Below are 13357 nucleotides of genomic sequence, written 5' to 3'. Positions count from 1 at the left end.
GTGTCGTTTTGCAACCAAGCCGCAATCGAATACGTCTCGTGTGGGTGAGATATCAGCGGGCGTGGCGGTTGCCTACGAGCTTAAGAACGATGTTTTGCGTTGAGTTTCGATATTCAGGGTGACATAAGTGTCGCGGTTGTACAACCGGTTGCACCGTTAATCCGGCCAAATCGACCGTTCAGCGGACAACCGGTTGCACAGTTTTTTGCATCGCCCGTAAGATAAGGACAACCGGTTGCACAAGAATCACTACGATGACGAAGGAGCATCACCATGGACGCCATTAACGATTGGGAAAACCAAGCGCTCACCCACAGGAACCGCCTGGCACCCCATGCGTACTTTATGGGTTATGAGACCGCCGATCTCGCTGCTACGTACAGCCGCGAGCTGTCGCGCGGGTTTGTCCAGCTGTCTGGCTCGTGGCAGTTCCGCCTCTTTGAGGGGCCTGCTGCCGTCTCCAACGAGGAGCTCTCCACGTACAAGTCTGAGTGGGATCACGTGGAGGTTCCGCACCTGTGGCAGGTAGACGGCTATGGCAACCTTGCCTATACCGACGAGGGTTTCCCGTTTCCGGTGGATCAGCCGTTCGTTCCCTCCGACGACCCCACGGGCGTCTACCAGCGCATCGTCAACCTTCCCGCCGTTCCTGCCGGCGCCCGCGAGATCATTCGCTTCGACGGCATCGAGAGCTATGGCGAGCTGTACGTCAACGGCCAGTTTATCGGCATGACCAAGGGCTCGCGTCTGTCCGCCGAGTTCGACGTGACCGACGCGCTCGTCGAGGGCGACAACCTGTTTGCGGTCAAGGTCCTGCAGTACAGCGATGGCAGCTATATCGAGGATCAGGACATGTGGTGGGCTTCGGGCATCTTCCGCGATGTGTACCTTATGCAGCGTCCCGCCGCGCACCTGGTCGACTTTAGGTTCCGCACGCACCGCGAGGGCGATGCCGCTCTGATCACGCTCGATACGGTGGCCGAGGGCGCTACCCGCGTCGTGTTTACGCTCAGCGATGGCGAGAACGTGGTCGCTACGGGCGAGTGTGTCGACGGCCATGCCGAGTGCAGCGTTGCCGATGCCCACTTCTGGAACCCCGAGGACCCCTTCCTCTATGACCTTACGTTTGAGGTCTACGACGGTGACGAGGTCAGCGAGTACGTTCCGCATCGCCAGGGCCTTGCCGAGGTGACGGTCGAGGGCAATCATATCTACCTCAACGGCACCTACTTTAAGATGCATGGCGTCAACCGCCACGATCACGACGATCACAAGGGCCGCGCCGTGGGCCTCGATCGCATGCGCCGTGACCTGGAGCTCATGAAGCGACACAACATCAACGCGGTGCGCACCTCTCACTATGCCAATGACCCGCGCTTCTACGAGCTGTGCGATGAGTATGGCATCATGCTGGTCGCCGAGACCGATATGGAGAGTCACGGCTTCGAGAATATCGGCAATATCGCCCTGGTCACCGACGACCCGGCATGGGAGGCGGCCTACGTCGACCGCATTGAGCGCCTGGTGATGCAGGAGCGCAACCACGCCTGCATCATTATGTGGTCGATGGGCAACGAGAGCGGCTATGGCTGCAACATCCGCGCGATGTACGCCAAGGCTCACGAGCTCGATGATCGTCCGGTCCATTACGAGGAGGACCGCAACGCCGATACCGTCGACGTCATTTCCACGATGTACTCCCGTGTGTCGCAGATGAACGACTTTGGTGAGCATCCGTTCCCCAAGCCGCGCATCAACTGCGAGTACGGCCACTCCATGGGCAATGGCCCCGGAGGCCTGTCCGAGTACCAGGAGGTCTTCGATCGCTGGGATTGCATCCAAGGCCAGTTTATCTGGGAATGGTGCGACCACGGTTTGGCTGCTGTGACCGAGGACGGCGTTGCTTACGATATGTATGGTGGCGACAACGGCGATTACCCCAACAACAGCAACTTCTGCATCGATGGCATGGTGTTCCCTTGGCAGCAGCCGAGCCCGGGCCTCACTGAGTATGGCCAGGTCATCTGCCCGGTTCGCATGGCTTATGACACCGAGGCGGGCGAGCTGACCGTCACGAACAAGCGCTGGTTTACTACCCTCGAGGATGTCTGCCTGTCGGCGGAGACCCTGGTAGACGGCGATGTAGTGTGCCGCAAGACGCTTATGCCCGGCGCGGTGGCTCCCGGCGAATCCGTCCAGCTGCCACTGGTGATTCGCGAGGCCGCGGTAGGCGAGACCCTGCTGACCGTGTGCGCCTACACCATGGCGGCTCACGCCTGGTGCGAGCCGATGTTCCAGCTGGGCGCAAGCCAGTTTGCCATCGCAAACCATCCGGCGCCGGCCATCGCCGCCCCCGCTCGTCCTGAGCTTACGGTCGAGGAGACCGAGCAGGAGATCCGCATTCACTCCCTCAACGGCGAGCTGACCTTCAGCAAAGTCAACGGTACCGTGAGCGAGTGGAAGGCATCCGGCCGCGACGTAATGGCCTCTGGTCCCCAGGTTGGTTTTTGGCATCCGCTCGTCGACAACCACGCTCAGGAGTATGACTCCCTGTGGAAGGACAACTTCATCGATGTGATGCAGACGTCTACCCGCAAGGTTTCTTGGAAGCAGGACGGCAATGCGGTCGTCGTTACCGTGAGCCAGCGTATCGCTCCTCCCGTCCGCGCGTTCGGCATGCGCGTCGAGCTCGTCTACACCGTGCTTCCGAGCGGTCGCGTCGACCTCAAGGTTTCCGGCGAGCCCTACGGCGATTACTCGGATATCATCCCGCGCATCGGCATCTCCTTCGAGGTCCCCGGTTGCAATCGTGCCGTCGAGTGGTATGGCCACGGCCCGGGCGAGAACTATCCGGACTCGCTGCGCGCCAACCCGGTCGGTCATTACCGCACTACGGTCGACGACATGTTTACGCCCTACGTTATGCCTCAGGACTGCGCCAACCGTGAGGGTACCCGCTGGGTTGCCCTGCGCTCCAGTCACGGTGACGGCGTGTTGGTGACTCGTCCGGCTGATGCCGCCTCCAACCCGTTCTCGTTCTCGGCATGGCCCTATAGCTGCGAGGCAATCGATAACGCCAAGCACGTCTACGACCTTGTCAAGGGCGATACGGTCACGGTCAACATCAACGACCAGCTGCTCGGCCTTGGCTCGAACTCTTGGGGTTCCGAGGTACTCGATTCCTACCGCACCCGTTTTGAGAGCTTCAGCTTTGAGGTGTCCCTGCGACCGCTGACGTCTGCCGATCTGGCTCAGGCGCTGGCACCCATTAAGGAGGCATAAGTCATGCATGTCTTTAACTCGCGCGCCGATTTCGACGCTCAGATGAAGTCTGTCAAGAAGTGGATGCGCACCGGTCAGGCGCTCGATGGCGTTGCCGACCTGCAGCACGACGTGGCGTACTCCATCGGCGACTCGTTGGTGTACTGGTGGGTGAACGCCCACGAGGCGGCTACCGCCGACCTGGTCGGTCACCGTCGCTACCATGCCGTGCTCGCCCCGCTCGACGGCGACCTGACTGTCGAGGTGGCTTCCAAGACGGATCTTACCCGCACGCGCGCCTACAGCGATATCGACGATCGCGAGCGCTTTGAGGGTACGGGGGAGACCGTGACGATTCCCGCCGGCGGCGTTGCCGTCGTCGAGATCGACGAGGCCTACCGTGTCGTGGCCGATGTCGCGGATCCCCGCGTCGTGGTACTGCACGTGACGGTTGAAGGTTATTCCTTCCCCAACAAGTAGTATTCGTCCGTTTGGACGTTTGCTTCGCGCCGTTAAGGGGGATGGCTTTGTTGACTCCCTTTTCCCCATTCCCCTTAGCAGGTGCGTCGTCCACGATTGCGCTTGCAGTCCGGACGGTTTTAGATGAGATATAACGGATGATTGGGAGGGCTTATGAGCTCTGAAAAACGAGGAACGATCGGTTCGTTCGCTCTGCTGGGCATGACGGTCGCCGCCGTGTTCGGTATCAAGAACATCATCAACAACAACGCGGCCATCGGCTTGGCAGCTGCGCCGTCGTTCTTCTTCGCCACGCTTTTGTACTTTGTCCCCTATACCCTGGTTACCGCTGAGTTCGTCGGCCTCAACAGGGACTCCGAGTCTGGCGTGTACGCATGGGTTAAGACCTCGATGGGTGGTCGCTGGGCGTTCCTGACGGCATTTAGCTACTGGTTCGTTAACCTGTTCTACTTTGCGTCCGTCCTGCCCAACGTCATCATTTACGCGAGCTACGTGTTCTTTGGTGCCAATGCCGAGCTCTCGCAGCTGTGGATCACCATTATCGAGATCGTCGTCTTTGCTATCGCCACGTGGGTTTCGACCAAGGGCGCTAAGTGGATCGGCTCCATTTCCTCCTTCGGCTCGACCGCGGCTCTCGGCCTGACTGCCGTGTTCATCTTGCTGTCCCTGGCTGCTGCCTTTGGCGGCGTCGAGTTCGCTACGGCTCCTACCCCCGCTAACATGGCTCCCGACATGAGCAACTTCGCAACTATGTGGGGCTTCTTCGGTACGCTTGCCTGGATCATCCAGGGCGTTGGCGGCGCTGAGTCTGTCGGCGTGTTCCTTAACGACCTTAAGGGCGGCGTCAAGGCCTTCGTGCGCACCGTCGTTATCGCCGGCCTGACCATCGGCCTTCTGTACGCAGGTGCTTCGCTGCTGGTCAACCTGTTCATTCCCGAGGGCGGTGTTGCCATCTCCACCGGTATCTTCGACGTATTCGGCGCTGTCTTTGCCCACTTTGGCATTCCCATGGAAGTGTCCACGCGCGTCATTGGCCTGATCCTTCTCGCTGCCACGCTGGGCTCCCTCATGATGTGGACCTCTGCTCCCATCAAGGTCTTCTTCACCGAGATCCCCAAGGGCGTCTTTGGTAGCAAGATCGTCGAGCTCAACGAGCACGGCATTCCCGCCCGCGCCGCTTGGCTGCAGTTCGCCATCGTCGTCCCCATCCTGATCATCCCGGCCTTGGGATCTGGTAACCTCGACGACCTGCTCATGATCGTCACCAACATGACGGCTGCCACTGCTCTGCTCCCGCCGCTGCTGATCCTGCTTGCCTACTTTATGCTGCGCAAGAACTTCGACGCCGCTCCCCGTGACTTCCGCATGGGCTCGCGCAGCTTTGGTCTGGTCGTTGCCGCATTCCTGCTTGTGGTCTTCTGCTTTGTGCTTGTCTGCGGCACCATCCCGCTCGATCAGCCGCTGTGGCTGACGCTGGTCTACAACGTTGGCGGTGTGGTTGTCTTCCTGGGCCTTGCCGTGATGTGGTACAACCGCTATATCAACCGCCTGCGCGAGACCGATCCCGAGGCCGCCGAGAGCGAGCTGCGCCCTTCCGTCCTCGACATGATGGAGTAGCGGCTAGGATTAATCTACAGCTGTGGAATAAATCGATTCCCTTTCCTAAGGAGGGGCCTTACGAGGCCCCTCCTTTTGTGTTTTGGGGCATGGTTTTGGACCCCGTGGTCAAAAAATGCCAAATATGAGTACTGTTGCAAAAGAGGTGTCATATTTTTCGGCCTGTTCTGAGCAAAAACGGGCTCAAAATCAATTTATATAACCCCCTTTAAAGGGCGTTTGACGGCTTTCAACCTCTTCGAATCGCTCAAAGGAGGCAATTTGCTCTCGATTTTGCTGCTACTAAATTGGTGACAGTACTCATATTTGCCACTTTTTGCCCACGAGGTGTTCAGAGGAGCTCTCGGCAAGCATCTCACGCTACAATAACTACCACGTGGCTGGGTTTGCCGGCCGAATGTGCGATGCCGCGGGAGGGGACATGGTCGAGTTTACAAAGACGATTAAAGATCCGTTGGGACTACATGCCCGCCCGGTTGCGCTGCTCTACGACATCATTGCCAAGCATCGTAGCGACGTGTCGGTTAGCATCGGCGACCGCCATACCGACGGCCGTGATGTGATGGGGCTCATGGCGCTTTACGGCGAGTGCGGCGAGGACATCGTCTTTCGCGTTTCGGGCGTAGACGAGGCCTCGTGTGTCACGTCGATCAGAAACCTCTCGCTCTAAACGCAACAAGGGGCTGCGGACAGTCCCTTTGTCACATCTCTGGGAGGCGCTCTTTGCGGCGCCTCTTTTGTTTCATATGGGAAACTTTTCCGAAAACTGAATAGGGACCCTTTCCAAAAAGTTAACCACGTGCTAGTTTACTGTAGCGAACATAGACGTGGTTAACTTTTGCTGCGTCGATGTTGAGGACGAACTGACGTTAGGAGCACACTCATGTCTTGCGGACCGCAGATGCCGGCCATGCCGCTTTCGATGGTGAAAGCGGGCGAAACCGTGCACGTGTCTCGTGTAAAGGGCAATGAGGACATGAAGCACCACCTCAAGGACCTCGGCTTTGTCGAGGGCAGTGAGGTTCACGTGGTGAGCTCGAGTGGCGCCAATATCATCGTCACCGTGCTGGGCGCACGCTTTGGTATCGATACCAAGGTCGCCATGCACATCATGACCGTCGGTTAGTTCGCAGCATTTCATAAAAGCTGAAAGGGGGAAAAGAATATGAAGACGTTGGGTGACGTTAAGGTGGGCGAGAGCTCTACCATCGTCAAGCTTCACGGCGAGGGCGCGCTTCGCCGTCACCTTATGGACCTGGGCCTCATCAAGGGCACTTCGTTCAAGGTCGTTAAGGTTGCACCGCTCGGAGATCCGGTCGAGATCAACGTGCGCGGCTACGAGCTTTCCATCCGCAAGGAGGAGGCTGCCGTCGTCGAGGTCCAGTAAGGGCCCGCGGCAACTATTTATGCAGATAAAGTTAGGTTTTTCTAACTTAAATTTGCAATGTTGAAGCACATTATCCAGCCCGTGCGGAGAAAGCAGCGCGGGCACACAAGGAAGAAGGATTGAATGGCGGATTCTCAGATCCATGTCGCGCTGGCGGGTAACCCCAACTGCGGCAAGACCACGCTTTTCAACCTGATCACCGGCGCCAACGGCTACGTTGGCAACTGGCCCGGCGTCACGGTTGAGAAAAAGGAAGCCAAGCTCCTGAGTGACAAGAACGTCACGATTACAGACCTCCCCGGCATCTACTCGCTTTCCCCCTACAGCCCCGAGGAGCAGTGCTCGCGCGACTACCTCATGAGCGGCGAGCCCGATGTCGTTGTCCAGGTGGTCGATGCCACCAACCTCGAGCGCAACCTGTACCTGGCGCTTCAGGTTATCGAGACCGGCCTGCCCGTGGTCGTCGCCCTCAACATGGCCGACCTGGTCGAGAAGAACGGCGACAAGATCGACACGGACAAGCTTTCCAAGAAGCTCGGTTGCCCGGTCATGATGATCTCGGCCCTTAAAAACAAGGGTATCAAGGAGCTGTTCGAGCAGGTCAAGAAGTCTGCTGCTTCCAAGGGCCAGGTGCCGGAGCACAAGTTCGATTCCTCCATCGAGGACGTTCTGGACCACATCGAGAACAACCTGCCGGCGAGCGTTCCCGCCAACAAGCGTCGCTACTACGCTGTCAAGCTGTTTGAGCGCGACGCGGACGCCTGCAAGCTCATCAACCTCACCAAGGAGAAGGCCGCTCGCGTCGAGCAGCTGGTCGCCCAGTGCGAGCAGGATTGCGACGACGACGCCGAGTCCATCATCACCGGCGAGCGCTATGGCGTGATTGCCCACATTATCGACGAGTGCATGACCAAGGCTCCGGCCAAGATGAGCACCTCCGAGAAGATCGACCGCGTGGTTACCAACCGTATCCTGGGCCTGCCGATCTTTGTGGTCATCATGTTCTGCGTGTACTACATCGCCGTTTCCACCCTGGGCGGCACGGTGACCGACTTCACCAACGACCAGCTCTTCGGCACCGACGGCTGGTACGTGCTCGGTCAGGGTCGCGACGCCTATGACGCAGCTGTTGAGGCTGCGGGCGACAACGCCGACTCGGTCGATCCAGCACAGTACGGCCCCTATGTCCCGGGTATCACCACCGCGGTGCATGACGCTCTCGTGGCGGGCGGTACCGAGGACGGTGGCCTCGTCGATTCGCTGGTCTGCGACGGCATCGTGGCTGGCATCGGCGCCGTCATGGGCTTCGTCCCGCAGATGTTCCTGCTCTTTGTGATGCTGTCCTTCCTGGAGGACTGCGGCTACATGGCCCGCGTCGCCTTCATCATGGACCGCGTGTTCCGCCGCTTTGGCCTGTCCGGTAAGTCCTTTATCCCCATGCTCGTGTCCTCGGGCTGCGGCGTCCCCGGCGTCATGGCCACCAAGACCATCGAGAACGAGAAGGACCGCCGCATGACGGTCATGACCACCACGTTTATTCCCTGCGGTGCCAAGCTGCCGATCATCGCCCTGCTCATGGGTTCCATCATCGGCGATTCTTCCACCACCGCCGCATGGATCAGCCCGCTGTTCTACTTCTTGGGCGTCTTTGCCGTCATCGCCTCGGGCCTCATGCTCAAGAAGACCAAGCTCTTCGCCGGTCGCCCGACGCCGTTCGTTATGGAGCTTCCCGCCTATCACTTCCCGGCAATCCGCTCTTGGGCGCTGCATGTATGGGAGCGCTGCTGGGCCTTTATCAAGAAGGCCGGCACGGTCATCTTTGCGTCCACCGTCGTCGTTTGGTTCCTCTCCAACTTTGGTAGCTACAACGGCGCCTTTGGCTACCTGCCTTCCATGGAGGGCATCCCCGAGGAGTTCATGGATTACTCCGTGCTTGCCATGTTCGGCAACCTGGTCGCTTGGATCTTCGCCCCGCTCGGCTTTAGCACCTGGCAGGCCACCGCACTGACCGTCTCGGGTCTCGTTGCCAAGGAGAACGTTGTCGCCACCGCCGGCTCGCTGCTGTCCGTTGCCGACGCCGGCGAGACCGACCCGAGCCTGTGGACCGCGTTTGCGGCTATGTTCCCGACCATGGGCGCTTGCGTCGCCTTTGGTGCCTTCAACCTGCTGTGCGCTCCGTGCTTTGCCGCTATCGGCACCATCCGTAACCAGATGAACTCCGGTAAGTGGACCGCGATTGCCATCGGCTACGAGTGTGCCTTTGCTTGGGTCATCGGCCTGTTCATCAACCAGTTCTATAACCTGCTTGTTCTTGGGCAGTTTGGTATCTGGACGGTTGTGGCCATCGTGCTGCTGGCTGCGATGCTCTTCCAGATCTTCCGTCCCATGCCCAAGCATGCTTGGACCGACGAGGACGAGACCAACACCTCTTCCGCCGCAGTTTCCGCTTAAGTCCAAATAAGGATTAGCCCCTTTCCACGAGCCCGGGTGTCCCAGTGACACTCGGGCTTTTTGGTGCAATGGGGGACAGATTGCTTTGCTCCAGAATTAAGATGTGGCGTTTCCGCAGATAAAACCGACCAAAACAAACCTGTCCCTTTTTGGCAGGTGGAAGATGGGGTAAAGTAAGTGGTGGTTAACTAGAGGAGGCTTACTATGGCACCTATCGATATTGTTGTGTTGGCTGTTATCGGCATTGCGTTTGTCGCCGTGTGTGTGCGTATCTACCGAAAGGGCACCTGCGCCGACTGCGCCCAGGGTGGCGTTTGCACGGGGCATTGCTCCAACAAAAAGACGTGCGCCGCACTTAAGGGCGTGGACAAAATCGCCGAAGACTTGGGCCGCGGGATCAAATAAGGCCCGGACATCAAAGCGCCCCGCGAGCATTCGTTCGCGGGGCGCTTTGCGCATTTGGACGCGAGCGCGGCGAGTTGAAGAGTAATTTTGGGCATCGTTAAATCAGTTGCGGTGAAATGCGGACTGTTTTGGCTGTCAAAGGCCTTATCTACTCCGTATTCCACCGCAACTTTTTGTGGGGTGGGCTAGAGACGCTGCATGCGGTACCCGACGCCCATGTGCGTCTGAATCATCTTGGGGTGAGAGGGGTCTGCCTCGATCTTCTTGCGCAGGGTGCGCATGAACACGCGCAGGCTCGCCAGATCGCTGTCCCAGCTCGTGCCCCATATCTCGCGGGTGATGAAGGTGTGGGTGAGCACCTTGTCGACGTTTTTCGCCAGAAGGACGAGCAATTTGTACTCGGTTGGGGTGAGCGAGAGCTCGCGTCCGTCTTTCGTCGCGTATCCCGCGGCGTAGTCGATATGCAGCGGACCGTTGTCGAACGTGCTCGCTTCTGTCGACTCGCTCGACGCCATCGAGGAGCGCCTCAAATTCGCACGGACGCGCGCGAGCAACTCATCCACAGAAAAGGGCTTGGTGAGGTAGTCGTCTGCCCCTGCGTCAAGTGCTGCAATCTTGTCGGAATCTTCGGTGCGCGCCGAAATGACGATAATGGGGACTGCCGACCAGCTTCGGATCTTCGTGATGACCTCGATACCGTCAATGTCGGGAAGGCCGAGGTCGAGCATGATGAGGCTGGGGCCGTGCGACACCGCATCCATGATGGCGGCCTGGCCGTCGCAAACCTTGCTCACGACATAGCCGTGGAGGTCAAGCGCGGTCGAAACGAGGTTTTGAACGGTCAGGTCATCTTCGACCAGGAGGATGCGTGGCTTAGCGGCATTATTCATGAATCTCGATCTCCTCAGCGGGCAGGGTAAAACGGAAGACGGCCCCATGGGGGTGGTTGTCGCGAACTTCGATGACGCCGCCATGCGCCTCCACGATGGAGCGGCAGAGCGACAGCCCAAGGCCGATACTTCGACGCGAATCCACGGGCCGCGTATTGCTTGAGGTGAAGAAGCGCTCAAAGATATGAGGCTTGTCGCAGTCTGCCACACCCGGCCCATCGTCTGCGACGTCCACCACGACGAACGCACCCTCGCGACGTGCGCTGATGGTGACAGTCGAGTCCTCGGGCGTGTATTTGAAGGCGTTCATGATGAGATTCGTAAGCACCTGCATGATGAGATGGACGTCAATGCGTACCAGCAGGATGTCGTCAGTGTGCTCGATGGTGACGGTACGTCCATGCGATGCTTGGGCGGCATGGCTGAGGGCGGCCTCGATGACCTCGTCGATGAGCTCGGATGTGAAGTTGAGGTGAATGGTGCCGTCCTCGACGCGTGTGATGGCGAGGAGGTTCTCCACGGTATCAATAAGCCAGAGGGAGTCATCGTAGATGGCATCGGCAAGATCGCAGCGCTGTTCGAGGCTGAGCCTCTCGTCGCTCTTCCGAAGGATTGCCGCAGATCCGGATATAGCCGTGAGGGGTGTCCTCAAATCGTGGCCGATGGAGCGCAAAAGGTTGGCGCGCAGCTGCTCGTTTTTCGCCAAGACCGCAGCCTCTTCGCGCTCTTGCGCCGCTCGGTCACTTTCGAGCGCCAAGGCGCATTCACCTACGATAGATAGGACGATCGAATGCTCGAAGGCTTCGGTCTCGCGCCCCTCCAGGGCGATGCCGATGACACCGAATACCTTGTCGCCGGTGCGAACCGCGAGGTAGAGACAGCGCGCCTCAGGCAGGGTCCGCGTGCTTGCGCCCGCGCGCTTGTTGTTGGTGAAGGTCCAGGTTGCAACGGCGCGCTCGTAGTCGGTGAGCAGCGACGCGGATCGGTTTTCGGTGCCAGCGGACTCATAGAGCGCCTTGCCGAGCGTGCCGTGTTCGGCGGGGTAGAAGACCACGTCGAGTTTTAGCAGTTTGACGAGTTGGTTCATGGCGACGCGGGCGCACTCCTCCGCGCTATGGGCTTGCTGTAAGAGCTGGTTCGTTTCGAGGAGTACGCGCGTTTTGAATGCGTTCTCGGCGGAGGTACGGGCATTGTCGGCGATGCGCGCAGTTAACTCGCCGGCGACCATAGCGGTAGCGAACATGATGCCGAACGTGACCAGATAGCTTCGGTCGTAGCTGGCGAGCGAAAACAGAGGCGTGACGAAGCAGAAGTTGTAAAGCACTACAGAGAGCACGCTCGATACGATCGTGCAGATACGCCCCGTCGTGGTGACGGCGGTCAGCAGGGCCGTGAGGATATAGAGGGATATGATGCTGGAATCGGCAAATCCCAGATGGCGGAAAGCCGTGCCGATCGCCGTGGCGACAAGAGAGAGGGCCAGCGTGCGAAGCACGTTTCGGCTGCTGGGCGGCTGCAGAGCGAGCGCATGGCGGCGTCCTTTGGGTCGGGAGGGCGGAGTCGACTGGTCTGGAATGATGTAAATGTCGAGGTTCGGGGCGAATGCTATGAGCTGTTCTACGAGAGATTTGCGGCCAAAGAGGGCCTGACGGACGCTGCTGTGCTCGCCCGTGCGCCCCATGACGATCTTCGAAATACCCGACAGGCGCGCGAACTCGGAGATCTGAAACGCGACGTCGTCGCCATAGACGGTTTCCATATGTGCTCCGAGCTGCTCGGCTAGGGCGATATTGGCTGCAAGCTTGGCGCGCTCATCATCGCTCATGGCTTGCGTGCGCGGGCTTTCTACGAACAGGGCGACGAGCTCGCTGCGAAACGCTTTCGCCATGCGTGCGGCGGCACGGACGATGCGGGGATTGGTCGGCGCCGGGGAGACACAGACTAAGATACGCTCCTTGGTGTAGTAGTCACGGTTTCCCAGCACGCGTGCGGCGTCTGTGAGGTGGCCGGTGCGATCGGCGCAGCGGCGCAGCGCGATTTCTCGGAGTGCGGTGAGGTTTTCGACGGTAAAAAAATGCTGTTGCGCTCGGTCGGCTTGTGCGGGACGGTAGACGAGGCCGGCGCGAAGGCGCTCAAGTAGGTCTTCGGGCTCTATGTCGACGAGCTCGACCTGGTCGGCATCATCGAAGATACGGTCGGGGATTCGTTCGCTCACGACAACGCCGGTGATGGATGCAACCATGTCGTTTAGGCTCTCGATATGCTGAACGTTTACGGTCGTATAGACGTCGATGCCCGCATGTAGAAGTTCCTCGACGTCTTGATAGCGTTTGTCGTGGCGAGACCCCGGCGCATTCGTATGGGCGAGCTCGTCGACAAGGATGAGCTGAGGGGCGCGCTCGATAGCCACATCTAGATCGAACTCGCTGAGCGCAATGCCGTTGTGCTCGATGAGTTTACAGGGCACGTTCTCAAGCCCTTGTGCAAGATGGGCAGTTGCCGGACGTTCGTGCGGCTCGATGTATCCCGCGACGACGTCGACACCTCGCCGCTTGGCGGCGTGGGCGGCTTGAAGCATCGCATAGGTTTTGCCTGCGCCAGCAGCGTAGCCAAAGAAAATTTTGAGGTGTCCCCGGCTGGTTCGAGCGTCATCGGCGGCCTCGTCTTTCTCAATTGCCTTGAGGATGAGGTCTGGATTGACGCGAGTGTCCGATGCGTCGCGCTGCATAGCGTAGCCTTTCTGAAGCGTTGTCCATGCGTGCATACGCGGTGAGGACGCCACTGTATGCTCGCGAGGTCGAGTATAGGCGCACTGCAGCCGCAATAGTGCTTTCTACCTGCATCTTTACGGCATCTTAAGGTCGTG

General features: G+C 59.2%; 10 protein-coding genes. 8 read left to right on the top strand and 2 right to left on the bottom strand.

Annotated features, from left to right (window positions below; genetic code table 11):
* Nucleotides 1-273 precede the first annotated feature (273 nt).
* The 8 genes from ACRX4W_RS03405 to ACRX4W_RS03370 all read left to right on the top strand — a co-directional run bounded on the left by ACRX4W_RS03405 (nt 274) and on the right by ACRX4W_RS03370 (nt 9601).
* Complete coding sequence (locus ACRX4W_RS03405; protein ID WP_118270428.1) at nt 274-3282, top strand: glycoside hydrolase family 2 TIM barrel-domain containing protein; 3009 nt, start codon at nt 274-276, stop codon at nt 3280-3282.
* A gap of 3 nt (nt 3283-3285) precedes the next feature.
* Nucleotides 3286-3741, top strand: a complete 456-nt coding sequence (locus ACRX4W_RS03400) for a NanQ anomerase/TabA/YiaL family protein (RefSeq protein ID WP_117757843.1) — start codon at nt 3286-3288, stop codon at nt 3739-3741.
* Between the two features lie 153 nt (nt 3742-3894).
* Nucleotides 3895-5358: an amino acid permease gene (locus tag ACRX4W_RS03395; RefSeq protein ID WP_117736197.1), complete on the top strand. Its 1464-nt coding sequence runs from the start codon at nt 3895-3897 to the stop codon at nt 5356-5358.
* Nucleotides 5359-5779: 421 nt separating this feature from the next.
* Nucleotides 5780-6028, top strand: a complete 249-nt coding sequence (locus ACRX4W_RS03390; RefSeq protein WP_035136856.1) for an HPr family phosphocarrier protein — start codon at nt 5780-5782, stop codon at nt 6026-6028.
* A 213-nt stretch (nt 6029-6241) separates the two neighbouring features.
* Nucleotides 6242-6484 carry a FeoA family protein gene (locus tag ACRX4W_RS03385; protein ID WP_231500839.1) on the top strand — a complete coding sequence of 81 codons (243 nt, stop codon included), beginning with the start codon at nt 6242-6244 and terminating at the stop codon, nt 6482-6484.
* 39 nt (nt 6485-6523) lie between these two features.
* Nucleotides 6524-6745 (top strand): FeoA family protein, encoded by a 222-nt coding sequence (locus ACRX4W_RS03380; protein WP_006234774.1) that lies wholly within the window; start codon nt 6524-6526, stop codon nt 6743-6745.
* Between the two features lie 123 nt (nt 6746-6868).
* Nucleotides 6869-9196 (top strand): ferrous iron transporter B, encoded by a 2328-nt coding sequence (gene feoB / locus ACRX4W_RS03375; RefSeq protein WP_432299173.1) that lies wholly within the window; start codon nt 6869-6871, stop codon nt 9194-9196.
* 204 nt (nt 9197-9400) lie between these two features.
* Nucleotides 9401-9601: a hypothetical protein gene (locus ACRX4W_RS03370; protein ID WP_035136858.1), complete on the top strand. Its 201-nt coding sequence runs from the start codon at nt 9401-9403 to the stop codon at nt 9599-9601.
* A 185-nt stretch (nt 9602-9786) separates the two neighbouring features.
* Here the strand turns inward: ACRX4W_RS03370 and ACRX4W_RS03365 are convergent, their stop codons facing one another.
* Both ACRX4W_RS03365 and ACRX4W_RS03360 read right to left on the bottom strand, forming a co-directional pair.
* On the bottom strand, nt 9787-10491 hold the full coding sequence (locus tag ACRX4W_RS03365; protein WP_117647985.1) for a response regulator: 705 nt from the start codon (nt 10489-10491) through the stop codon (nt 9787-9789).
* Complete coding sequence (locus ACRX4W_RS03360) at nt 10484-13219, bottom strand: sensor histidine kinase (RefSeq protein ID WP_117647986.1); 2736 nt, start codon at nt 13217-13219, stop codon at nt 10484-10486. Before ACRX4W_RS03360 ends, ACRX4W_RS03365 begins: the two co-directional genes overlap by 8 nt.
* Nucleotides 13220-13357: the final 138 nt, after the last annotated feature.

The organism is Collinsella aerofaciens (assembly GCF_964283865.1).
Classification (GTDB): Bacteria; Actinomycetota; Coriobacteriia; order Coriobacteriales; family Coriobacteriaceae; genus Collinsella.
Note: the sequence above shows the minus strand (reverse complement) of the source record. Positions and strands in the feature narration are given on the sequence as shown.